Origin of the sequence: Cupriavidus sp. 2TAF22 (genome assembly GCF_052115045.1) — a bacterium.
Lineage (GTDB): Bacteria > Pseudomonadota > Gammaproteobacteria > Burkholderiales > Burkholderiaceae > Cupriavidus.
Genome location: NZ_JBFRFX010000004.1, coordinates 84,137 through 107,862 on the forward strand (window position 1 = coordinate 84,137; position 23,726 = coordinate 107,862).

The 23,726-nt window shown below is 67.0% G+C and carries 17 protein-coding genes; 11 read left to right on the plus strand and 6 right to left on the minus strand.

Features of this window, described 5'->3' with window-relative positions:
* Positions 1-245: 245 nt before the first annotated feature.
* The 3 genes from AB4Z48_RS06795 (at position 246) to AB4Z48_RS06805 (ending at position 3,437) form a co-directional block, all read left to right on the plus strand.
* Entirely contained in the window at positions 246-1,349 is a 1,104-nt protein-coding gene (locus AB4Z48_RS06795) for an aromatic ring-hydroxylating oxygenase subunit alpha (RefSeq protein ID WP_441613131.1), read from the plus strand.
* A gap of 241 nt (positions 1,350-1,590) precedes the next feature.
* Positions 1,591-2,511: a DMT family transporter gene (locus AB4Z48_RS06800; protein WP_441613132.1), complete on the plus strand. Its 921-nt coding sequence runs from the start codon at positions 1,591-1,593 to the stop codon at positions 2,509-2,511.
* Between the two features lie 68 nt (positions 2,512-2,579).
* Positions 2,580-3,437, plus strand: a complete 858-nt coding sequence (locus AB4Z48_RS06805) for a sulfurtransferase (protein WP_441613133.1) — start codon at positions 2,580-2,582, stop codon at positions 3,435-3,437.
* 4 nt (positions 3,438-3,441) lie between these two features.
* On the opposite strand, the gene AB4Z48_RS06810 is transcribed toward AB4Z48_RS06805, so the two are convergent.
* From AB4Z48_RS06810 to polA, 4 genes are all read right to left on the minus strand, one after another.
* Positions 3,442-4,275 (minus strand): ZIP family metal transporter, encoded by an 834-nt coding sequence (locus AB4Z48_RS06810; protein WP_441613322.1) that lies wholly within the window; start codon positions 4,273-4,275, stop codon positions 3,442-3,444.
* Between the two features lie 130 nt (positions 4,276-4,405).
* Positions 4,406-5,278 (minus strand): dienelactone hydrolase family protein, encoded by an 873-nt coding sequence (locus tag AB4Z48_RS06815; RefSeq protein ID WP_441613134.1) that lies wholly within the window; start codon positions 5,276-5,278, stop codon positions 4,406-4,408.
* Between the two features lie 93 nt (positions 5,279-5,371).
* Positions 5,372-6,697, minus strand: a complete 1,326-nt coding sequence (locus AB4Z48_RS06820; protein ID WP_441613135.1) for an NAD(P)/FAD-dependent oxidoreductase — start codon at positions 6,695-6,697, stop codon at positions 5,372-5,374.
* Between the two features lie 227 nt (positions 6,698-6,924).
* A complete protein-coding gene (gene polA, locus AB4Z48_RS06825; protein ID WP_441613136.1) occupies positions 6,925-9,744 on the minus strand; it encodes a DNA polymerase I in 2,820 nt (939 codons plus the stop codon).
* Positions 9,745-9,748: 4 nt separating this feature from the next.
* Here polA and AB4Z48_RS06830 point away from each other — a divergent pair, with 4 nt between their 5' ends.
* The 4 genes from AB4Z48_RS06830 (at position 9,749) to AB4Z48_RS06845 (ending at position 13,317) form a co-directional block, all read left to right on the plus strand.
* Positions 9,749-10,690, plus strand: coding sequence for a TIGR00730 family Rossman fold protein (locus AB4Z48_RS06830; protein WP_441613137.1), 942 nt, complete (start codon positions 9,749-9,751; stop codon positions 10,688-10,690).
* A gap of 173 nt (positions 10,691-10,863) precedes the next feature.
* On the plus strand, positions 10,864-11,289 hold the full coding sequence (locus AB4Z48_RS06835; RefSeq protein ID WP_441613138.1) for a DUF2782 domain-containing protein: 426 nt from the start codon (positions 10,864-10,866) through the stop codon (positions 11,287-11,289).
* Between the two features lie 238 nt (positions 11,290-11,527).
* Positions 11,528-12,511: a homoserine kinase gene (locus tag AB4Z48_RS06840; protein ID WP_441613139.1), complete on the plus strand. Its 984-nt coding sequence runs from the start codon at positions 11,528-11,530 to the stop codon at positions 12,509-12,511.
* A gap of 5 nt (positions 12,512-12,516) precedes the next feature.
* The gene (locus AB4Z48_RS06845; RefSeq protein ID WP_441613140.1) at positions 12,517-13,317 is read left to right on the plus strand and encodes a BPSS1780 family membrane protein; all 801 of its coding nucleotides are present in this window, start codon (positions 12,517-12,519) and stop codon (positions 13,315-13,317) included.
* A gap of 43 nt (positions 13,318-13,360) precedes the next feature.
* Here AB4Z48_RS06845 and AB4Z48_RS06850 read toward each other — a convergent pair whose 3' ends face one another.
* Positions 13,361-14,158 carry an amidohydrolase family protein gene (locus AB4Z48_RS06850; protein ID WP_441613142.1) on the minus strand — a complete coding sequence of 266 codons (798 nt, stop codon included), beginning with the start codon at positions 14,156-14,158 and terminating at the stop codon, positions 13,361-13,363.
* A 182-nt stretch (positions 14,159-14,340) separates the two neighbouring features.
* On the opposite strand from AB4Z48_RS06850, the gene AB4Z48_RS06855 reads away from it, so the two are divergent.
* Positions 14,341-15,108, plus strand: a complete 768-nt coding sequence (locus AB4Z48_RS06855) for a GntR family transcriptional regulator (protein WP_441613143.1) — start codon at positions 14,341-14,343, stop codon at positions 15,106-15,108.
* A gap of 49 nt (positions 15,109-15,157) precedes the next feature.
* Complete coding sequence (locus tag AB4Z48_RS06860; RefSeq protein ID WP_441613144.1) at positions 15,158-16,135, plus strand: tripartite tricarboxylate transporter substrate binding protein; 978 nt, start codon at positions 15,158-15,160, stop codon at positions 16,133-16,135.
* Positions 16,136-16,341: 206 nt separating this feature from the next.
* Here AB4Z48_RS06860 and AB4Z48_RS06865 read toward each other — a convergent pair whose 3' ends face one another.
* Complete coding sequence (locus tag AB4Z48_RS06865; RefSeq protein WP_441613146.1) at positions 16,342-18,696, minus strand: UvrD-helicase domain-containing protein; 2,355 nt, start codon at positions 18,694-18,696, stop codon at positions 16,342-16,344.
* 386 nt (positions 18,697-19,082) lie between these two features.
* Here AB4Z48_RS06865 and AB4Z48_RS06870 point away from each other — a divergent pair, with 386 nt between their 5' ends.
* Positions 19,083-21,950 carry a valine--tRNA ligase gene (locus AB4Z48_RS06870; RefSeq protein ID WP_441613147.1) on the plus strand — a complete coding sequence of 956 codons (2,868 nt, stop codon included), beginning with the start codon at positions 19,083-19,085 and terminating at the stop codon, positions 21,948-21,950.
* Positions 21,951-22,003: 53 nt separating this feature from the next.
* Positions 22,004-22,873: a UTP--glucose-1-phosphate uridylyltransferase GalU gene (gene galU, locus AB4Z48_RS06875; protein WP_441613148.1), complete on the plus strand. Its 870-nt coding sequence runs from the start codon at positions 22,004-22,006 to the stop codon at positions 22,871-22,873.
* Positions 22,874-23,726: the final 853 nt, after the last annotated feature.

A 23,726-nucleotide genomic window follows, 5' to 3' on the forward strand; every position in this document is an offset into this window, starting at 1 on the left:
GGGTCGTCTTTCCGAATGCGCCCGCAACCGCACCCCCATGACGACCCGGGTCGACTTTTTCGCTAAAAAGGCAAAATAATCAGTCCCTTAACATTTTGGCTCGGGTACAATCCGCGGTTCGTCAGCGCGATCTCAACTCCACGGCCGGGAAGCAGGCCTGGGCGCGACTGACTGTCTTTCCCAAATCGATTTCTTTCGATGGTTGGGTTGTTCACTGCTTTCGCCTGTCATAGGGAGTGGGGATAATGTCCAATCTCAGCACCGCGCTGAAACTGGTGCCGGCTGATTCGCAACTGCCCGTCAACGTCTACTTCGACGAGGCGCTGCATCAACAAGAACTGGAACTGCTGTTCAAGAAGGGCCCCGGCTACGTCGGCCATGAACTGATGGTCCCCGAAGCAGGCGACTACCAGGCGCTCGCCGCCGAGGAAGAGGGCCGCATCCTGGTCCGCAACCCGGATGGAATCGAGCTCCTGTCCAATGTCTGCCGCCACCGGCAGGCCATCATGCTCAACGGCCGCGGCAATACGCCGAACATCGTCTGCCCGCTGYATCGCTGGACCTACGACCTGAAGGGCGAACTGCTCGGCGCGCCGCATTTCGACAAGCAGCCGTGCGTGCACCTGAACCGCTCGCCGCTGCAGAACTGGAACGGGCTGCTGTTCGAAGGCCAGCGCGACGTGCGCGCCGACCTCGCCCGCCTGGGCGTGGCCGAAGACCTGGACTTCGACGGCTACATGCTCGACCACGTCGAGATCCACGAGTGCGACTACAACTGGAAGACCTTCATCGAGGTCTATCTGGAGGACTATCACGTCGTGCCGTTCCACCCGGGCCTGGGCAGCTTCGTTTCCTGCGACGACCTGAGCTGGGAGTTCGGCGACTGGCACAGCGTCCAGACGGTGGGACTGCACGCCGGGCTCAAGCGCCCGGGCAGCCCGACGTACCAGAAATGGCACGAGGCGGTGCTGCGCTTCAACAACGGCGTGTTGCCGAAGTACGGCGCGATCTGGCTGACCTACTACCCCAACATCATGGTGGAGTGGTACCCGCATGTGCTGGTGGTTTCGACGCTGCATCCGCTCGGACCGAACAAGACGCGCAATGTGGTGGAGTTCTACTACCCCGAGGAAATCGTGCTGTTCGAGCGCGAATTCGTCGAGGCCGAGCGCGCGGCCTACATGGAAACGTGCGTGGAAGACGACGAGATCGCCGAGCGCATGGATGCGGGCCGCAAGGCTTTGCTCAGGCGCGGGGTCAGCGAAACCGGCCCGTACCAGTCCCCCATGGAAGACGGCATGCAGCACTTCCATGAATGGTATCGCCGCGCCATGTCCTTCCAGGACTGATCGCCTGGCGGCCGCCACCGTGGCAAAAGCCCCAAAACCGATGAAACGGACCGCCCCGGCGGTCCGTTTTGCCTTTGTTGCGGTGCACTCGCACTGATACAATCGCCCATCCGGTGTGCGCCCGACGCCTCGCCGGCGCGCGCCGGCCCTTCGCCTGCGCGAAGCCTTTCGCGGGCGCGGCCTCCTGTTCTCGCCGGGGGCCGGGTCCGCGCGCTGTTCATTCCTCCTTTTCGCCCCCGCCATGCAATCGCTCTGGATGCTGTTCGCCGCCTTCGCCTTTTCCTTGATGGGGGTGGGCGTCAAGCTGGCGTCCGAGCTGTACACCACGGGCGAGATCGTGTTCTACCGCAGCCTGGTGAGCGTGATCATCATGTGGGTGGTGCTGTCATCGTCGGGCGTCTCGGTACGCACGCCGCACATGGTCATGCATATCAAGCGCAGCCTGTTCGGCGTGACCGCGCTGCTGCTGTGGTTCACCTCGATCACGCTGCTGCCGCTGGCCACGGCGATGACGCTGAACTACATGTCGCCGGTATGGATCGCCCTGATCCTGGGCGCCGGCGCCGCGCTGACCGGCACCGGCGGCGCCGACCGCAAGCTGATCGGCGCCATCCTGATGTCCTTCGCCGGCGTGCTGTGCCTGCTGCAACCGTCGGTGGGCCACGATCAGCTCACCGGCGGCCTGATCGGCCTGATCTCCGGCATCTTCACCGCGCTGGCCTATGTGGAAGTGCGCCAGCTCGGTCAGCTGGGCGAGCCCGAGGGCCGCATCGTGTTCTATTTCTCCGCGGTGGGCATGGTGGTCGGGCTGGCCTGGATGCTGTTCAGCGGCCACAGCGCGCATAGCTGGCACGGCGCGGGCCTGCTGCTGGGGATCGGCGTGCTCGCCACCCTGGGCCAGACCGCCATGACGCGCGCCTACAAGCGCGGCAACACGCTGCTTACCGCCAACCTGCAATACGCCGGCATCGTGTTTTCCAGCCTGTGGGGCATGCTGGTCTGGAGCGACAAGCTCAACTGGCTGTCGTGGCTGGGCATGGCCCTCATTATCGCCAGCGGCATCGTCACCACCCTGACGCGCGCGCGGGAGGGTTCCAACCAGCAGCCCACGCGCAATACCCCGGTCAAGTCGGCGGAGGCCGAAGTCCACCCCGAGGTGTAGCATCCAACGTGGCGCGCCGTGCCCGTCCCGCGTCGCGCCAGAGTGCTTTCACAACCAGAGGCTATTCCATGTTCACCACCCTGATTTCCAGCCAGGACCTGCGCGCGCTGCGCGAAGACAGCGGCCGCCACAGCGTCGTGATCGACTGCAGCTTCGACCTGGCAAACCCGGCCGCCGGCCGCGAGTCCTACCATGCCGGCCACCTGCCGGGCGCCTTCTACCTGCACCTGGACAATGAACTGTCCGGCGAGAAGACCGGCAGCAACGGCCGCCATCCCCTGCCCGACCCCAACGCGCTGACCGCGCGCCTGCGCGTGCTCGGCGTCAACGAAGACAGCCAGGTGATTGCCTACGACGCCCAGGGCGGCATGTATGCGGCGCGCCTGTGGTGGCTGCTGCGCTGGCTGGGACATGAGGCGGTGGCGGTGCTGGACGGCGGCAAGAACGCGTGGGTGGCAGCCGGCCTGCCGCTGGAAGCGGGCAGCACGCCCGAGCCCGCGACGGCGGGCACGCTCACCGGCAAGGCATCGCTGGCGGCAACGGTGGACGCGAACCTGGTGCTTGCCAATATCGACGAGCGGGGCCGGCTGGTGGTGGACGCCCGCGCGCCCGACCGCTTCCGCGGCGAGAACGAGACCCTGGATCCGGTCGGCGGACATATTCCCGGCGCGGCCAACCGGTTCTTCAAGGACAACCTGCTGGCCGACGGCAGCTTCAAGTCCGCCGCCGCGCTGCGGCAGGAATTCACGCAGGTGCTCGGCGCCAGGCCGGCCAGCGAGGCCGTCATGCAGTGCGGCTCCGGCGTGACCGCCTGCCACAACCTGCTGGCGCTGGAAGTGGCGGGCCTGCGCGGCGCCGCCCTGTACCCGGGCTCCTGGAGCGAATGGTGCGCCGATCCGGCCAGGCCGGTGGCGAGCGGCGCGTAGTTCCTTAACGGACCGACGCCACCGCGCCGGCGTGGCGGTGGCCATGCCCCTCGTGCACGCCGTTGGTGATGAAGACGATGGCGCAGATGCCGGTTGCCACCAGCACCACCTGGATGATCGATTCGCGCCAGCGCGGCTTGCGCTGCATCTGCGGCATCAGGTCGCTCACCGCGATGTAGACGAAGCTGCTTGACGCGATCACCAGCACGTAGGGAATCCAGCCGCTCATCTGGTCCAGCAGGTAGTAGCCCACCAGGCCGCCGGCGATGGCCGCCAGGCTGGACAGCAAGTTGAACGCGAAGGCGCGCGCCTTGGAAAAGCCGGCATTGAGCAGCACGATGAAATCGCCCACTTCCTGCGGGATTTCATGGGCGGCGATGGCCAGCGCGGTGACCAGGCCGATATGCGGGTCGGCCAGGAAGGCCGCGGCGATCACGATGCCGTCGGCGAAGTTGTGGAAGGTATCGCCGACCAGGATGGTCAGGCCGCTGCGCCCGGCTTCCTCGCGGTCATGGCCGTGGTGATGGTGGTGCCCRTCGCCCTCGTGATGGTGCGAGTGGCGCAGCAGCGCGATCTTCTCCAGCAGGAAGAAGCCCAGCAAGCCGGCCAGCAGCGTGCCGAACAGGGCACGCGGATCGGCCCCCGACTCGAACGCCTCGGGCAGGGAATGCAGCAAGGCGGTAGCCAGCAGCACCCCGACCGAGAAGCTCACCATGCGCTCCACCACGCGCGAGGCCACCGTCAGCGACAGCAGGGCCGCCCCGAAGATACTGCCCACCCCCGAAATCGTGGCAGCTAGCAGGATGTAGACAAGGGTGGAATCGATGATGGGCTCCAGGGATCGGCTATGCGCCCCCTGGGGAGCCGCATCGATCTCAAACGCAACAGTGTTGCAAGAAACGAAGCCCGCATTGTACGTAGATTGGCGCCGACTTTGCAAATGCGTCGTACGGCGCCCCGCGCGGCGCCTAGACGCCGCGCTGCTTGAACCAGGTCAGGCAGTGTTGCCAGCCGTCCCTGGCATCGGCCTCGCGGTAGCTTGGCCGGTAGTCGGCATTGAAGGCATGCCCGGCATCCGGATAGACCACGAAGACCGACGCACGGGCGTTGGGATTGTCCGTCGCCGCCAGGGCCGCCTTCATCCTGGCCACGTGTTCCTGCGTGATGCCGGTATCCTTGCCGCCGTACAAGCCCAGCACGGGCACCTCGAGTTCGGCTGCCAGGTCGGACGGGTTCTTCGGCTTGAGCGGGTTCGGCTCGCCTACCAGCTGGCCATACCAGGCCACGGCGGCCTTCAGTTGCTTGCTGTGCGCGGCATACAGCCAGGTGATGCGCCCGCCCCAGCAGAAGCCGGTGATGGCCAGGCGGCTGGTATTGCCGCCATTGGCGGCGGCCCAGGCCACGGCTGCATCGAGATCGCCCACGGCCTGCTCGTCGGGCACCTTGGAGACCAGCTTGGCCTGCAGTTCCTGGATGGTGCCGAAACTGGCCGGATCTCCCTGGCGCGCAAACAGCTCGGGCGCGATGGCGAGGTAGCCCAGCTTGGCGAAGCGCCGGCAGATGTCGGCGATATGCTCGTGCACGCCGAAGATCTCGCTGACCACCAGCACCACCGGCAGGTTGGTCTTGCCCTCCGGCTGGGCGCGGTAGGCAGGCATCTGGAAGCCGCCCGAGGCGATGGTGACCTCGCCGGCGGTCAGCCCGGCGAAGTCGGTCTTGATGGCCTGCGCCATCACCGGCAGGGCGGCCGCGGCAAACGCCGAACCCAGTGCCGTCTTGACGAACGTCCGGCGGTCGAAGGACTGGCCGGGTACAAGGCTTTCCACTTCTGGCTTCAGCATGCGGTCTCCTGCTTGGAGAGTGGGCGGGAGACCGATTCTAAGCAAACATGGCGTGAAACGCACGCGGCGGGGCAAGAGGGCTGTCGCCCCCCGTCAGTGGAGCTTGACGCGCGGGCTGGTCTTGCTGCGCAGCCAGTGGGTGACGGTGTCCAGCCCCATGCGCACGGCGCCGTGCAGCGCCAGCACATGCATGCGGTACAGCGAGCTGTACATCACCCGCGCCATCAGGCCCTCGATGAACATCGAGCCGCCGATCAGCCCGCCCATCAGGCTGCCGACCGCGCTGAAGTGCCCGAGCGACACCAGCGAGCCCAGGTCCTTGAACTGGAACGCGGGCAGCGGCTTGCCCTCGATGCGTGCGCGCAGCGCGCCGAAGAGGAAGGTGGCCTGCTGGTGCGCGGCCTGGGCGCGCGGCGGCACGGCCGTCTGCTTCTCCGGCCACGGGCAGCTGGCGCAGTCGCCGAAGGCGAAGATATCGGGATCCCCCTCGCTTTGCAGCGTGGGCTTGACCACGATCTGCCCCATCCGGCTGACCGGCAGGCCGAGACTGGCCAGCACCGGCGGCGCAGTGATGCCGGCGGCCCACACCGTCAGGTCGGCGTCGATGCGCTTGCCGCTGGCGGTCAGCACCGCATTCGCGGTGACCTCGGTGACGCGCTCGGCGGTGAAGACATCGATGCCCAGCTTGTGCAGCAATTTGGTGGTTTCGCTGGAGACGCGCTCGGACAGCGCAGGCAGGATGCGCGGGCCGGCCTCGATCACGTGGATGCGCACGTCGCGGCGCGGATCGAGTTGGTGCAGGCCGTAGGCGCTGAGCACGTGCGCGGTATTGCGCAGCTCCGCGGAGAGCTCGACGCCGGTTGCGCCGGCCCCGATGATGGCCACGTCCACGCGTGGCCGCCCGTCCTCGCCGACGCGTCCGCGCGCGTTCTGCGCGCGCACGCAGGCCGCGATCAGCCGGCGGCGGAAGCGCTCGGCCTGGGCCACGGTATCGAGGGCGATGGCGTTGTCGGCGGCGCCCGGCACGCCGAAGAAATGCGTGACGCAACCGATCGCCAGCACCAGGGTGTCATAGGGCAATTCGCGCGCGGGCAGCAGCTCCATGCCATCGAGATCGACGCAGGCGGCCACCGAGATGGTCTTGCGCGACCGGTCGACCCCGGTTAGCTCGCCCTGCTGGAACTCGAAGTCGTGCCAGCGCGCCTGCGCCACGTATTCGAGCTGGTGGGTGTTGGGATCCATGCTGCCGGCCGCGACTTCATGCAGCAGCGGTTTCCAGATGTGCGTCGGCGAGCGGTCCACCAGCACCACCTGCGCTGCCCCGCTCTTGCCGAGCTTGTCGCCCAGCCGCGTCACCAGTTCCAGCCCGCCTGCGCCTCCTCCCACTACGATGATGCGATGCGCCCTCTCTGTGCTCATGATCTACCCAGTGTCGTCGAAATGCTTATAGCCGCAGGGCCAGACGCGCGTCGGCCGGCATGGCTTTTCGCCAGTTTGCTGCACAGCAGCACGACTGGCAAGACGCCATTCACCGATTCAGCGGTCGCTTCAATCGAAACCAGAATGCAGGAATACCACCGCGCCGGCAATGCCGGCGCGCAGCCCATGTGTTGGGAAAAGCGCAGAGGCGGGAGCAGGCGCAGCGCTTAGTGCGCTTCCTCCCAGTTGCTGCCGCTGCCCACCTCGGCCACCAGCGGCACGCGCAGCTCCGTCACGCCGCACATCAGTTCCGGCAGCTTGACCTTGACCAGCTCCAGTTCGGCCTCGGGCACTTCCAGCACCAGTTCGTCGTGCACCTGCATGACCTGGCGCGTACCGAGCCCGTCGCGCTCCAGCCAGCCCTGCACGGCGATCATCGACAGCTTGATCAGGTCGGCCGCGGTGCCCTGCATCGGCGCGTTGATGGCCGCGCGCTCGGCGCCCTGGCGGCGCGGGCCGTTGCCGCCGTTGATGTCGGGCAGCCACAGGCGGCGGCCGAACACGGTCTCGACGAAGCCCTGTTCGCGCGCGGTCTGGCGTGTCTCCTCCATATAGCGCGCCACGCCCGGATAGCGCATGAAGTAGCGGTCGATGTAATGCTTGGCGGCCTCGCGCTCGATGCCGAGGTTGCTGGCCAGGCCGAACGCGCTCATGCCGTAGATCAGGCCGAAGTTGATGACCTTGGCGTAGCGGCGCTGCTCGCTGTTGACGGCGGCCTGTTCCACGCCGAAGATCTCCGCCGCGGTGGCGCGGTGCACGTCGGCGCCTTCGGCGAAGGCGCGCAACAAGTTCTCGTCGCCCGAGATATGGGCCATGATGCGCAGTTCGATCTGCGAGTAGTCGGCGGAGACGATCACGTTGCCGGGGCCGGCGATGAAGGCCTCGCGGATGCGCCGTCCTTCCTCCGTGCGCACGGGAATGTTCTGCAGGTTCGGCTCGGTTGACGCGAGCCGGCCCGTCACCGCGGTGGCCTGCCCGTAGCTGGTGTGCACGCGGCCCGTGGACGCGTTGACCATCTTCGGCAGCTTGTCGGTGTAGGTCGACTTGAGCTTGGCCAGGCCGCGGTAGTCCAGCAGCAGCTTGGGCAGCGGGTAGTCCTCGGCCAGCTTCTGCAATACCTCTTCGTCGGTGGACGGCGCGCCGCTGGCGGTCTTCTTGACCACCGGCAGCTTCATCTGGCCGAACAGGATCTCGCCGATCTGCTTGGGCGAGCCGAGGTTGAACGGCTGGCCGGCGGCCTCGTAAGCGGCCTTTTCCAGCTCCAGCATGCGCTGGCCGAGTTGCGCGCTCTGCGCGCCCAGGCGCTCCGCATCGATCAGCACGCCGTTGCGCTCGATCTTCTGCAGCACCACCGAGACCGGCATCTCGATCTGCTCGTAGACGTAGTGCAGCCCGCGCAAGGCTTCCACCTGCGGGTACATATTGCCGTGCAGGCGCAGCGTGACGTCGGCATCCTCGGCAGCGTACTCGGTGGCGCGCGCGATATCGATCTGGTCGAAGCAGATCTGGCTCGCGCCCTTGCCGCACACTTCTTCGTAGGTGATGGTCTTGAGGCCGAGCACGCGCTCGGCCAGGCTGTCCATGCCGTGGTTGCGGTGCGATGCCAGCACGTAGCTTTGCAGCATGGTGTCGTGCGCGACGCCGCGCAGCGCGATGCCGTGGTTGGCGAACACGTGCACGTCGTACTTCAGGTGCTGGCCGAGCTTGGCGCGCGCGGGGTCCTCCAGCCACTTGCGCATGCGTTCGAGCACGAACTCGCGCGCCAGCTGCCCGCGCGCTTCCAGGCCGGCCACGTCGGGACCGACGTGGGCCACGGGGATATAGACGGCCTCGCCCGGCTCGATCGACATCGAGATGCCGACCAGCTGTGCCTGCATCGGATCAAGTGAAGTGGTCTCGGTATCGATGGCCACCAGCGGCGCGGTTTCCACGCGGCGCATGAAGGCCTCCAGCGCGGCTTGCGTGGTGATGGCCTCGTAGCGGATCTGGGCCGGCGCCGGCGCGGCATCGAACAGGCCGCCCTGGGCCGGGCCCTCGGCCGCGCCGGGCACCGTGCCGTTGCCGGCCGGCAGCGGCTCGCCGGCGCGCGCGCGCGCCTGGGCCCGTGGATTGGGCAGGCTCTCGCCGGCGGCTTCGCGCAGCCAGGTCTTGAAGCCGTAGCGCCCGAAGAACTCGACCAGCTTGTCCTTGTCCTCGCCCGCATCCTTGAGCTGGTGGAAATCGGACAACGCGCTCTTCAGGTCGCAGTCAAGCTTGACCGTCACCAGCTCGCGCGCCTTGGGCAGCCATTCCAGCGTATTGCGCAGGTTCTCGCCCACCACGCCCTTGATGCCTGCGGCATTGGCCATGATGTCGTCGAGCGTGCCGTACTCGGCCAGCCATTTGACAGCGGTCTTGGGACCCACCTTGGGCACGCCGGGCACATTGTCCACGGCGTCGCCGATCAGCGAGAGATAGTCGACGATGCGCTGCGGCGGCACGCCGAACTTGGCCACCACGCCCGGCGGGTCCAGGATCTCGCCGCTCATGGTGTTGACCAGCGTGACATGCTCGTCCACCAGCTGGGCGAGGTCCTTGTCCCCGGTGGAAACCACCGTGCGCATGCCCTGCGCGGTAGCCTCCCGCGCCAGCGTGCCGATCACGTCGTCGGCCTCTACGCCCTCCACCACCACGATCGGCCAGCCCAGCGCGCGCACCGCGGCGTGGATCGGCTCGATCTGCCTGGCCAGGTCCTCGGGCATCGACGGGCGATGCTCCTTGTAGGCGGGATAAAGGTCGTCGCGGAAGGTCTTGCCCTTGGCGTCGAACACGCAGGCGCTATACTCTGCCGGGAAATCGTTGCGCAGCTTGCGCAGCATATTGATCATGCCGTAGATTGCCCCTGTGGGCAGCCCTTCCGCGTTCCTCAGGTCCGGCAGGGCGTGATACGCGCGATACAGATAGCTCGACCCATCGACGAGCAAGAGTGTTTTTGGACTATCCGACATTCCCATGGACTCAAAATTGACTGGTGCCGCCGCAGGCGGTGCGAATGCCGCTCCCAGCACCGGCGCGGCCGACGCCGCAGACCCGGCTGCGGCCCTGAAGCAGGCCGCGCAAGGCAGCATTACCACTGCGGCCGATATGGACGTGAACGTGACGGTCAGCGCCGCTTCCGATGGCCCGGGCGATACCGCTCCCGCTGCCGCCGGCATTCGCGCCAACCCGCGCAAGATGATTCCCAGCCTGCGCGCGCTGGCCGACGAAGATCGCGCAACGGCAAAGAAGGCGCGCGCCTCGTGGCAAATGTTCACGATTATGGCAGAGTTCATCGAGGCGACCGAGTACCTCTCGGAGATCCGCCCGGCCGTGTCGATCTATGGCAGCGCACGCCTGCGCGAGGACTCGCCCTACTACCAGCGCACCATCGAGATCGCGCGCCTGTTCTCGGACGCCGGCTTCGCGGTGATCTCGGGCGGCGGCCCCGGCATCATGGAGGCGGCCAACAAGGGCGCCCATGCCGGCAAATCGGCCAGCGTCGGACTGAACATCGAGCTTCCGCACGAGCAGCAAGGCAATCCCTACCAGGACATCGCCATGCGCTTTCGCCACTTCTTCACGCGCAAGGTGACCTTCGTCAAGAACTCCGACGCCTTCATCGTGATGCCGGGCGGCTTCGGCACGCTCGACGAACTGGCCGAAGTGCTGACCCTGGTGCAGACCGGCAAGTCGCGCGCGGTGCCGGTGGTGCTGTTCGGCAGCCGCTTCTGGAAGGGCCTGCTCGACTGGTTCCGCTTCACGCTGCTGCCGATGGGCCTGATCGCCGAACACGACCTCGACCTGATGAAGATCGTGGACGAACCGCATGAAGTGCTCGAAGCGGTATATGAATACTACGAGCAGCGCGGCGGCGACAACCCGATTCCGCCCAAGGAAGAAATGTTCTACCTGTAGGTTCCGCCCGGCACGGCGCGTGCCAGGGTGCCCGGCGGGTCACCGCAGGGGCCCGGCACGGGCAGGAATTGCTAGAATGGAAGCCTGACACACTGCCAAAGCCCGGCGTCGCCGGGCTGCAGCGCCATTCGCGATGCAGCATGCCTGACTGCTGGATCGCACAGGAGCCTTGAATGACCTCCCCCTCCCTCCTGGCCGCCGCGAACGCGGAAGAGCCGGAGCCGTTTCCCGCATCCGCGCGGGTGCTGGCATTCACAGCACTGCTGGCGCTCGGCGCACCTTTCGCTGCGTTTGCGCAACAAGGCACCGAGCAGGTCGGCGGCGCCCTGACCCAGCAAGAGCTGAACCAGATCAACAACAGCCCGATTGCGCCGCCCGCCAAGACCCAGCTCAACAAGCCGCGCGAGCCGAGCTTCCAGCTCAACGAGCCGGACGGCACGCAGATCCGGGAATACCGCAACAAGGGCCAGGCCACGGATATCGAGGTCAAGTCCGGGGTGGGCACCAAGTACCAGATGAGCAAACCGGAAGACAGCTCGCCGAAGATCCGCGACCGCGACATGAACCGCGTGCCGTCGGTCAACGTGCTGCAATTCTGAGACTTGCCCGGGGCCGGATGGCACAATCCGGCCGGTGGGTATCGCAGCCGGGCCGTGAAACCTGAACAGGGATTCCGGCGCTGGCTGCCTGACCCGGTTCCGATTTCCGTTTTTTTCGCTTTCCCACGACCCCGCCAGAGTACCGCTGCGGGGCCGCGCCGGCGCTTCCGGCATCCATGCCGCGGCGATGCGCAGGCTTTTGCGCCCGCCGCCATCCGATTCGATTCACACAAAGAGTATGGCCGTATTCACCACGGTCTCGCCGGACGAGATCGCCAGTTGGCTGCTTGACTACGACCTGGGCAAGATGCGCGACCTGCGCGGCATTGCCTCGGGCATCGAGAACAGCAATTTCTTCCTGACCATGGAACAGGACGGCAGCACGCGCGAGTACGTGCTGACCATCTTCGAGCGGCTGACTTTCGAGCAGCTGCCCTACTACCTGCACCTGATGGCTCACCTGGCCACGCAAGGCATCCGCGTGCCGGCCCCGATCCCGGGCCGCGACGGCGAAATCCTGCGCGCGCTCAAGGGCAAGCCGGCCACCATCGTCACGCGCTTGCCGGGCAGCTCGCAGCTGGCGCCCGCGGCAGGGCACTGCGCCGAGGTGGGCGACATGCTGGCCCGCATGCACCTGGCCGGCCAGAGCTACCCGCGCCAGCAACCCAACCTGCGCAGCCTGCCCTGGTGGCAGCAGACCGAAGCCGAGATCCTGCCCTTCCTGGATGCCGGACAGCGCACGCTGCTGCAGCAGGAACTGGCCCACCAGGCCGCCTTTTTTCACGGCACCGACTACGCCGCGCTGCCGGGCGGCCCCTGCCACTGCGACCTGTTCCGCGACAATGCGCTGTTCGAGGTCGACCGGCAAGGCCACGACAAGCTGGGCGGCTTCTTCGACTTCTACTTCGCCGGCAACGACAAGTGGCTGTTCGACCTGGCCGTCACCGTCAACGACTGGTGCATCGACCTGGCCAGCGGCACGCTGGACGACGCCCGTGCCCAGGCGCTGCTGCGGGCCTATCATGCGGTAAGGCCGCTTGGGCCGGTCGAGGCGGCGCGCTGGCGCGACATGCTGCGCGCGGGTGCGCTGCGCTTCTGGGTATCGCGCCTTTGGGACTTCTACCTGCCGCGCGAAGCCGACATGCTGCAGCCTCACGACCCGACCCATTTCGAACGCATCCTGCGCCGGCGCATCGAAGCCGCCGCACTGCCCTGGACCTGAGCGCCATGCAATTRCTGGAAGTTTCCGCCAAGGAAGGTTATGTCTGGTTCCGCCAGGGTGTCTGGCTGTTCCGCAAGAACCCGCTCGCCTTCCTGATGCTGCTGTTCATCTACCTCATCGCCGCGCAGCTGGCCGTGTTCGTGCCGCTGATCGGCATCATCGCGCTGCTGGTGATCACCCCGGGCTTGTCGGTCGGCATCATGACCGCCTGCCGCGAAGTGATCCAGAACAAGCGGGTACTACCCACCGTCCTGCTAGCGGGGTTCCGCGGCAACGGCAAGCTGGCCAGCCGCAACCTGCTGGTGCTCGGCGGCATCTACGCCGGGCTGGTGTTCGTGCTGAGCCTGATCGCCGGCAGCCTGGTCGACATCAGCACGTTGCTGCCGATCCTGCTCAAGGAGGAGGCGCCTTCGGCCGACGCAGTGCGCCAGCTTTACTTCGCGCTGATGATCGGCGCCGCGCTGTACACGCCGATCGCCATGCTGTTCTGGTTCGCGCCGCTGCTGACAGCGTGGCACAACGTGCCGCCGGTCAAGGCGCTGTTCTTCAGCTGGACCGCGTGCTGGCGCAACCGCGGCGCGTTCTTCGCCTACGCCGTGGTGTTCGCGGTGCTGCTGGTGGCGATCCCGTTCTTCCTCGAGGCGGTGTTCGGCGCGTTTGGCGCGGAGGCCCTGCTCTCCTTCCTGGTCACGCCGTATTCGCTGCTGATGCTGGCGATCATGTACTGCTCGTTCTACGCGACCTACCGCGGCTGCTTCAACGTGGTGCCCGAGAACTCCACCGGCAACGTGGACGCCGCTGCCTGAACGCATGCGGGGCCCCGGCCCCGCATGCCTGCACTGCCCACCGCTATGCCCCCGGCGCCGCCGGCAGGCCGAACAGCCGCGCGGCATTGCGGTCCGGCGCGTCGCGCAGCGGACCCAGCCATTCCCACACCATGCGCTGCAGCGCGCCGTAGCCGGGCCCCGCCTCGTGGTTGGTCCATGGCCAGTCCGATCCCCATAGCAGCCCCTGCTCTCCCAGGCAATCGTGCCAGTCGGCCACCAGGCCGCGCAGGTCCGCCGCCGCCACGCGGTATGGCGCGCTCAGTTTGACGCAGACCTGGCGCTGGCTGCGCCACTGCCGCGCGCAGGCCAGCATCGGCGCATCGCGCGCCGCGCCGGCGGCAGGCTTGCCGAAGTGATCCAGCACCAGCGCAATCGGCACCGGCGGCAGCCATGACTGCACTTCGGGCAGGCGGCCGGGATCGGTATGCAGCTCCAGGTGCCAGCCGAGCGCATGCGCGGCTTCGAGCAGAGCCGGCCAGCGCGCATCGCGCCAGCCCGCATCGTCATGGCGCCCCACCATGTTCCAGCGCAGGCCGCGCACGCCAAGCGCATGCAGCCGCGCCAGCTCCGCGGCGCACGCTTCAGGCCCCAGCACGCAGACCCCGCGCAGCGCCGCCGACGCCGCCAGCGCCGCCTCCAGTTCGCTGTTGTCGCTGCCGAAGAAGCTTGGCTGCACCACCACGCCGGCGCGCACCCCGTGCGCGGCCGCGATGGCCTGCCATTGCGCCAGGCTGGCGCCGTAGGCGGGCCGGTAGCGTGCGCCGCCCACCGCGGGCGCGCCGGTGGAGAACACGTGGAAATGGGTATCGATCTCGAACATGTTTCGCTGGCTGATGGCGCCGGGGTGGCCTGGCCGGAATGCCTGGTGTCCGCCTGGCGCCGTGTCCCGCCGTCAAACCCGTTGACAGCGCACAGCCTCCATTCTAAGCTCTACTCCTATAGATGACTAGATCTCCGATGACGGCCTCGATGCCAGCGCGGAAATCCGACACGGAGACATGCATGCCAAGCGGTTCCCCCTCCCCCATCCCGGCGGCAGCCGACGCCCCCGATTCGGCCGCCAGCCTCGCGGCACCCCGCTGGGCCCGCATCGCTACCGCGCTGCGGGGCCGGATCCTGGCCGGCGAATGGGCCTCGGGCACCGCCATCGCGGCGGAGAGCGCGCTGGCCGAGCACTACGGCGTGGCGCTGGGCACCATGCGCGCCGCCATCCAGGCGCTGGTGGACCAGGGCCTGCTCGAACGCGTGCACGGCCGCGGCACTTTCGTGCGGGGCGCGCTCGCGGGCGCCACCATGGCGCGCTTCTTCCGCTTCGGCGACGCCGGCTCGGAGATCCCGGAATCGCGCATCGTGTCGGTGCGCGCGCTGGCCGCGCCGGCCGAGGTCGCCATCCAGCTCGGCCTGGCCAGCGGCACGCAGGTGCTGCGCATGACGCGCCAGCGCGGCTGGGAAGGCAAGGTCCGCCTGCTTGAGACGATCTGGCTGCCCGCGGCGCTGTTCGACGGCCTTGCCGCGCTCAAGCCGGCCGAGTTCGCGCCCCTGCTGTACCCGATGTATGCGCAGCGCTACGGCGTCACCGTGGGCCGCGCGGTCGACGACCTGCGTTTTAGCCGGCTGGGCCCGCGCGAGGCCGCCCGGCTTGGCCTGCCCGAGGGTCACCCGGCGCTGGCGGTCAGCCGCGTGGCGTTCGACCTGGCGGGCCGGCGGGTCGAGTACCGGCAGACGCTGGGCAACGCCGACGACTTCCACTATCGCGCCGAGGTCCGCTGACGCGCCCCGCCTCGCTGCCACCCCATACCTACAGACCCCGAGGAGACCCATGCGAAATTCCATCCGCCTTTGCGCGACCGCCCTGTTCGGGCTCGCCGCCTGCGCCAGCGGCCTTGCACTCGCGCAGGCCTGGCCCGCCGCCAAGCCCATCCGCCTGGTGGTCACCTACGCGCCGGGCGGTGGCGCCGACACCATGGCCCGCATGATTTCCCCCCGCCTGGGGCAGGAACTCGGCCAAACCATCGTGGTGGACAACCGGCCCGGCGCGGGCGGCCAGATCGGCACGGACATCGTTGCCAAGTCCGCGCCGGACGGCTACACCGTGCTGCTCGATGCCGCCTCGTTCGCCTCCAACCCGGCGCTTTACAAGCGGCTGCCCTATGATCCGGCCAAGTCGTTCATCCCGGTCTCGGTGCTGGCGCTCTATCCCAATATGCTGGTGGTGAATCCGCAGTTCCCGGCCAAATCCGCGCAGGAACTGGTGGCGATGGCCCGCGCCAAGCCTGGCAGCATCGCCTACGCCTCGTCGGGGAACGGCTCGGCGCAGCATCTCGCCGGCGCGCTGTTCGCGCAGCGCATGAAGCTGGATCTGCTGCATGTGCCCTACAAGGGAGGCGGCCCGGCCATGGCCGATGTGATCGCGGGCCAGGTGCCGGTGTTCTTCGCCAACACGGCCTCGGGCCTGCAGCATGTGCGCGCGGGCAAGCTGCGCGTGCTGGCGGTGACCGGAGCCCGGCGCACGGCCATCCTGCCGGACACCCCGACCATGACCGAAGCCGGCGTGCCGCGCTATGAAGTCTATGAATGGAACGGCGTGTTCCTGCCGGCGGGCACGCCGCCGGACATCGTGGCGCGCCTCTCGGAGGCGATCCGCAAGGTCATCAACCTGCCGGAGAACCGCGAGCGCATCGCCAGCCTGGGCGGCGAGATCGTGGCCGGCACGCCGGCCGAGGCCGCGAAGTTCGTGCAGGCGCAGACGAAGGAATGGGCCAAGGTCATCAAGGACGGCAACATCCAGCTCGACTGAGGCGGGCAGGCCCTGGCGGCGCTATCGGATTGAAGCGAAGCGGTCGTGGCCAGGGCGGAGCAGGGAATCCGGACCACGCAGTGATCCGCCTGCGCAGCGGTGCGCGCCGGCCAGCGTGCACGCGCCCCGCAAGGGCGCGGCCGCGGACAGTACGACTGGCAAGGCAAGGCCGCGCAACGACGCCAGGATCTTCTTGCTGGTGCCGCTCAGTCTATCGGATCCAGCTTGGCCACCGAGAGCGCCAGCCACTTGGCGCCGTGCCGCTTGAACTTGATATTGGCGCGGGCATCCGCGCCGTCGCCTTCGAGCGCCGTGATCACGCCCTCGCCGAACTTGTTGTGGAACACGCTCTGGCCGATGCGCAGCCCGGAGCCGGCCTCGCGCTTGGAGTCGGCGTAGCCGTTGCCGGTATCCATGCCGCCGGTCGGCTTGGTGCCCGAGTAGGGCACGTCTTCCGCCTTCTTGAACCAGTCACGACCCCAGCCGCCGTCGTTCTGCTGGCGGCGCTGCGAACCGTAGGCTTGCGCCGGCGGCGTCAGCCACTTGAGCGCTTCGTCGGGCAGCTCCTCGAAGAAGCGGGAGCGCACGTGATAGCGCATCTGCCCGTGCAGCACGCGGCTCTGCGCGAATGACAGGTAGAGCCGCTGGCGGGCGCGGGTGATCGCCACATACATCAGGCGGCGCTCTTCCTCGAGGCCGTCGGCCTCGTTCGCGCTGTTCTCGTGCGGGAACAGGCCTTCTTCCAGCCCGGTGATGAACACCGCGTTGAACTCGAGGCCCTTGGCCGCGTGCACGGTCATCATCTGCACCGCGTCCTGGCCGGCCTGCGCCTGGTTGTCGCCGGCCTCGAGCGAGGCATGGGTCAGGAAGGCCACCAGCGGCGTCATCACCACGGGCAGCGCTTCGGGGTCCAGCACCTGCTGGGCCTGGTCGCCATCGGCCAGCGCCGGCAGCGCCGGCCCGCCGTCGCGTCCCACCGGGATCGCGCTGGCCAGCGCGTCCAGCCCGTAGCCCTCCTCCGTCACGAAGGCCTGCGCCGCGGTCACCAGTTCCTGCAAGTTCTCGATGCGGTCCTGGCCTTCTTTCTCGCCGCGGTAGTAGGTGATCAGGCCGCTGGTATTGGTCACGTATTCGACCGTCTCCGGCAGCGTCATGCGGCGCGTCTCCGCGCGCATCTGCTCGATCAGCCGCACGAAGGCGCCGAGCGTGCTGCCGGCCTTGCCGGCCACGTAGGCCACGGCTTCCGCGAGCGAGCAGTCATACTGGCGCGCGGCGTCCTGCAGTGCTTCGAGCGAGCGCGCGCCGATGCCGCGCGCGGGAAAGTTCACCACGCGCCCGAAGGCGGCGTCGTTGCGCGGGTTCTCCAGCAGCTGCAGGTAAGCCAGGGCGTGCTTGATTTCGGCGCGCTCGAAGAAGCGCAGGCCGCCGTACACCCGGTAAGCGATGCCCGACGAGAACAGCGCATGCTCGATCACGCGCGACTGCGCATTGCTGCGGTACAGGATGGCGATTTCCGAGCGGCTCATGCCCTGCGCCACCAGGTCGCGGATTTCCTCCACCATCCAGGCCGCTTCCTGGCCGTCGGAGCCGGCCTGGAACACCCGCACCGGCTCGCCGTGGCCGGCGTCGGTGCGCAGGTTCTTGCCGAGGCGGCGCGCATTGTGGGCGATCAGGTGGTTGGCGGAATCGAGGATGTGGCCATGCGAGCGGTAGTTCTGCTCGAGCTTGATCATGTGGCGCACGCGGAATTCGTGCTCGAAATCGCGCATGTTGCCGACATTGGCCCCGCGGAACGCATAGATGCTCTGGTCGTCGTCGCCCACCGCGAATACCGCCGCCGGGTTCTGCGTGCCGAAGCCCGCCAGCAGCTTGAGCCACTGGTACTGCAGCACATTGGTGTCCTGGAATTCGTCGACCAGCACGTGGCGGAAGCGGTTCTGGTAGTGCTGGCGGATGGCGTCGTTGTAGCGCAGCAGCTCGTAGCAGCGCAGCAGCAGTTCGGCGAAGTCGACCACGCCTTCGCGCTGGCACTGCACGTCGTAGGCGGCATAGAGGTCGACGAAGCGGCGATTGAAGTCATCGTTGGCCTCCACGTCGGCCGGACGCAGGCCCTGCTCCTTGGCATTGTTGATGAAGTACTGCAGGTTCTTGGCCGGGTACTTCTCGTCGTCCACGTTGAGCGACTTGAGCAGGCGCTTGAGCGCCGAGAGCTGGTCCTGGCTGTCGAGGATGGCGAAGGTCTGCGGCAGCCCGGCGTCGCGGAAGTGGGCGCGCAACATGCGGTTGCACAAGCCGTGGAAGGTGCCGATCCACATGCCCCGGGTGTTGATCGGCAGCATCGAAGTCAGCCGCGCGGTCATTTCCTTGGCGGCCTTGTTGGTGAAGGTCACCGCCAGCAGGCCGGCGGGCGACACGCGGCCGTTCTGGATCAGCCACGCGATGCGCGTGGTCAGCACGCGCGTCTTGCCGCTGCCCGCGCCCGCCAGGATCAGCGCCGGTTCGTCGGGCAAGGTGACGGCGGCAAGTTGTTCGGCGTTGAGATTGGCAAGCAGGTCGGACATCGGGAGGGCCTTGTGGAGTGCCCCGAATTATACCGGGGCGCACCCCCGGCCCGCGGCGGCCGGCCGCCGCCCCGTCGCGCGCTGCGGCACAGGTAGCACCAAGCGCACAATGCGCGGGCTTTCCCCTCTCCCGGAGTAAGCAGAAATCCACCCGGGACGCCGAAGCAGCGGCAAAATAGCGGCCGGATTACGCCAGCATCGCGCCCGGATCGCTCCCGGGCCACCCATGGATCGGCCCTGAAATGCGCCCGGATGGCGCGGTACTGCCCTGCGCGGGCCCATTTCCCGCACCCGGCACCCCGCCTTCCGTATAATTTAACGTTTCCCGGCGCGTTGCCCCTGCCCGCCTGGGCCGCAGAATCCGACGTAATCATCGACACCCGAGCATGACCGCCCAAGACCAGTCCCTTGCCAAGAGCTTCGAACCCGCCGCCATTGAGGCCAAATGGGGCCCAGAGTGGGAGAAGCGCGGCATCGCGAAGCCGACCCTCGACTCGGACCGCCCCGATTTCTGCATCCAGCTGCCCCCGCCTAATGTGACCGGCACGCTGCACATGGGCCATGCCTTCAACCAGACCATCATGGATGGCCTGGCCCGCCACGCCCGCATGTCGGGCGCCAACACGCTGTGGGTGCCCGGCACCGACCACGCCGGCATCGCCACCCAGATCGTGGTGGAACGCCAGCTGGAGGCACAGGGCGTGTCGCGCCAAGAACTCGGCCGCGAGAAATTCACCGAGAAGGTGTGGGCGTGGAAGGAAGAGTCCGGCTCGACCATCACGCGCCAGATCCGCCGCATGGGGGCTTCGATCGACTGGAGCCGCGAGTACTTCACCATGTCGCCGGAAATGTCCCAGGCGGTCACCGAAGTGTTCGTGCGCCTGTTCGAGCAGGGCCTGATCTACCGCGGCAAGCGCCTGGTCAACTGGGATCCGGTGCTGGGCACCGCGGTGTCCGACCTGGAAGTGGACAACGTCGAGGAAGAAGGCTCGATGTGGCACATCCGCTACCCGCTCACCGAAGCCGACAGCGTGCACGGCCTGACCCACCTGACCGTGGCCACCACACGCCCCGAAACGATGCTGGGCGACGTGGCCGTGATGGTGCACCCGGAAGACGAGCGCTATGCCCACCTGATCGGCAAGTCGGTCAGCCTGCCGCTCACCGGCCGCGACATCCCCGTGATTGCCGACGAATACGTCGACCGCGAGTTCGGCACCGGCGTGGTCAAGGTGACCCCGGGCCACGATTTCAACGACTACGCGGTGGGCCAGCGCCATAGCCTGCCCCAGCTGTCCATCCTCACGCTCGACGCGAAGATCGTCGCCGACGCCCCGGCCGCTTACGCGGGCCTGGACCGCTTCGACGCGCGCAAGCGCATCGTCGAGGACCTCGACGCGCAGGGCCTGCTGGCCGAAGTCAGGAAGCACAAGCTGATGACCCCGCGCAGCGAGCGCACCGGCAGCGCCATCGAGCCGATGCTGACCGACCAGTGGTTCGTCGCCATGAGCAAGCCGGCGCCCGAGGGCACTTTCAACCCGGGCCGCTCGATCGCCGAGGTGGCGCTSGAGGCCGTGMARRGCGGCGAGATCAAGCTGATCCCSGARAACTGGAACAGCACCTACAACCAGTGGCTGGAGAACATCCAGGACTGGTGCATCTCGCGCCAGCTGTGGTGGGGCCACCAGATCCCGGCCTGGTACGACGAGAACGGCAAGTGCTTCGTCGCCCGCACCGAGGAAGACGCCCTGGCGCAGGCCGCCGCGGCCGGCAGCACCGGCGCGCTGCGCCGCGAGGACGATGTGCTGGACACCTGGTTCTCGTCCGCGCTGGTCCCGTTCTCGTCGCTCGGCTGGCCTGAGGAAACGCCCGAATTGCAGCATTTTCTGCCGTCGTCGGCACTTGTTACCGGCTACGACATCATCTTCTTCTGGGTGGCGCGCATGGTCATGATGACCAAGCACTTCACCGGCAAGGTGCCCTTCCATACCGTCTACGTGCACGGCCTGGTGCGGGACTCCGAAGGCAAGAAGATGAGCAAGTCCGAGGGCAACACCCTGGACCCGGTGGACCTGATCGACGGCATCGATCTCGATACCCTGCTCCAGAAGCGCACCACCGGCCTGCGCCGCCCCAAGGACGCACCCAAGATCGAGAAGAAGACGAAGAAGGAATTCCCCGAAGGCATTCCCGCCTTCGGCGCGGACGCGCTGCGCTTCACCTTCGCCTCGCTGGCCACGCTGGGCCGCAACATCAACTTCGACACCGGCCGCTGCGAGGGCTACCGCAACTTCTGCAACAAGCTGTGGAACGCCACCCGCTTCGTGCTGATGAACACCGAAGGCCATGACTGCGGCATGGGCCCGTGCAACAACGACTGCGGCCCGGACGGCTACCTCGACTTCTCGCAGGCGGACCGCTGGATCGTATCGCTGCTGCAGCGCGTGGAAGCCGATGTGCAAAAGGGCTTTGCCGAGTACCGCTTCGACAATATCTCCAGCGCGATCTACAAGTTCGTGTGGGACGAGTACTGCGACTGGTACCTGGAACTGGCCAAGGTACAGATCCAGAACGGCACGCCCGCCCAGCAGCGCGCCACCCGCCGCACGCTGCTGCGCGTGCTGGAGACGGTGCTGCGCCTGGCCCACCCGATCATCCCCTTCATCACCGAGGAACTGTGGCAGAAGGTAGCGCCGCTGGCCGGCCGCGCCAAGGGCGACGGTAGCGAGACGCTGGCGCTGCAGGCTTACCCGCTGCCGGCCGTGGCCAAGATCGACGAGGCCGCCGAGCAGTGGACCGCGCAGCTCAAGGCGGTGGTCGACGCCTGCCGCAACCTGCGCGGCGAGATGAATATCTCCCCGGCCCAGCGCATCCCGCTCTACGCCCAGGGCGACAGCGCTTTCCTCACCTCGGCCCAGGCCTATGTGCAGGCGCTGGCGAAACTTTCCGAGGTAAAGGTATTCGAAGACGAGAATGCCCTGATGGCCGAAGGTGCCGGCGCACCGGTGGCAATCGTGGGCGGTAACCGCCTGCTGCTGAAGATCGAGATTGACGTGGCGGCCGAGCGCGTGCGGCTGTCGAAGGAAATAGAGCGCCTGAGCGCCGAGATCGGCAAGTGCCGGGGCAAGCTTTCCAATGAGAGCTTCGTCGCCAAGGCACCGCCGGCCGTGGTCGCGCAGGAAAACCAGCGTCTGTCCGATTTCGAACAGACGCTGGGCAAGTTGCAGGATCAGCTGCAACGTCTGCCGGCATGAGCTTTGCATCACCAGCAGGGTTGCGTACACCGAAACGATAAGGAAAACCTGTTATGGAAACCCGTGTCACCAAGGCTGTCTTCCCCGTAGCTGGTCTGGGCACCCGCTTTTTGCCCGCTACCAAGGCAAGCCCGAAGGAAATGCTGCCGGTGGTCGACAAGCCGCTGATCCAGTACGCGGTGGAAGAAGCCATGGCTGCCGGCATCACCGAGATGATCTTCGTGACCGGCCGCTCCAAGCGCGCCATCGAGGATCACTTCGACAAGGCCTACGAGCTCGAAGCCGAACTGGAGGCCAAGAACAAGCAGGCCCTGCTCTCGCTGGTGCGCTCGATCAAGCCCTCGCACGTGGAATTCTTCTATGTGCGCCAGCCCGAAGCACTGGGCCTGGGCCACGCCGTGCTGTGCGCGGAAAAGCTGGTGGGCGACGCGCCCTTCGCCGTGATGCTGGCCGATGACCTGCTGGACGGCCAGCCGCCCGTGATGAAGCAGATGACGGACCTGTACGGCCACTACAACTGCTCGGTACTGGGCGTGGAAGAGATCGCTCCGGAACAGAGCCGCTCGTACGGCGTGGTCGACGGCCGCGAATGGGACGAAGGCGTGATCAAGGTCTCCGGCATCGTCGAGAAGCCGGCGCCCGAGGACGCGCCCTCAAACCTGGGCGTGGTCGGCCGCTACATCCTGACGCCGCGCATCTTCGACCATATCCGCAACCTCAAGCCGGGCGCCGGCGGCGAGTTCCAGCTCACCGACGCGATCGGTTCGCTGCTCAGCCAGGAACAGGTGCTGGCCTACCGCTACAAGGGCGTGCGCTACGACTGCGGCAGCAAGCTCGGCTACCTGAAGGCGACCGTCGAATTCGCGCTCAAGCACCCGGAAGTGATGGACGAGTTCAGCACTTACCTGCGCACGCGCGGGTGATTGTTGTCGGTTTGGCTGGATAAGGAAAGCCCTGCAGGGTGGCCGGTTGCCGGCGGCTTTGCGGGGCTTTTTTGTTGGTTCGCTGGGTGAGGGGTTGGGGTCAGGATCAAACGGCTTAACTTCACTTCAAAGTCAACGGCTTTCGCTCCCCCGGAGCGACCTACTTTCTTTTCCCCGAAAAGAAAGTAGGCAAAGAGAGCGGGCTGCCTGGCCGGCAGGGGCAGAAACGTCGGGGTTTCTGGTTGTGGTGGTTTCGTCGTGGTGCCTGCGGTTCTGTTCGCATCCTGCCGTTACCGGTGCGACCAACCACGATCTTGCTGGCGGCTGCGGTTTCGGGGTCAGACCTATGATGGCGAGTGCCCTGCTGGTTCGGCCATCTGCCGTTACCGGTTCTGATGGCCACTGCATCGTTGCCTCGCTGGTTTCGTGGTGGGCGCGGTGGCGCCCACATGAGAGTAAAGAGCACTCAACCACCTGCGCCCCGGTCCACCACGCCCACCACGAAAACACCAGGGTGCTATCTCGTGGCGGCCCGAGTCGGTAACGGCAGATGCCCGAACAAGCAGTGCACCAGCAATCAGGGGCATCACCACGAAACCGGCACCGCCCGCAGCTTAGTGGCCGCCCGAGCCGGTACCGGCAGATTCCAGCAGAACCACCGCCCCCACCACGAATCCGCAAACCGGGTAACCCCTAAATGCTTCTGCCCCTCCGGCCAGGAGTCCGCTTTCTTGGCCTACTTTCTTTTCGGACAAAAGAAAGTAGGTCGCGCCGGGGGCGCGAAAGCCTTTGACTTTGATGTTGATTTTGACTTTAACGTTGACTTTGACTTAAAAGCCAAACCCAACACCCC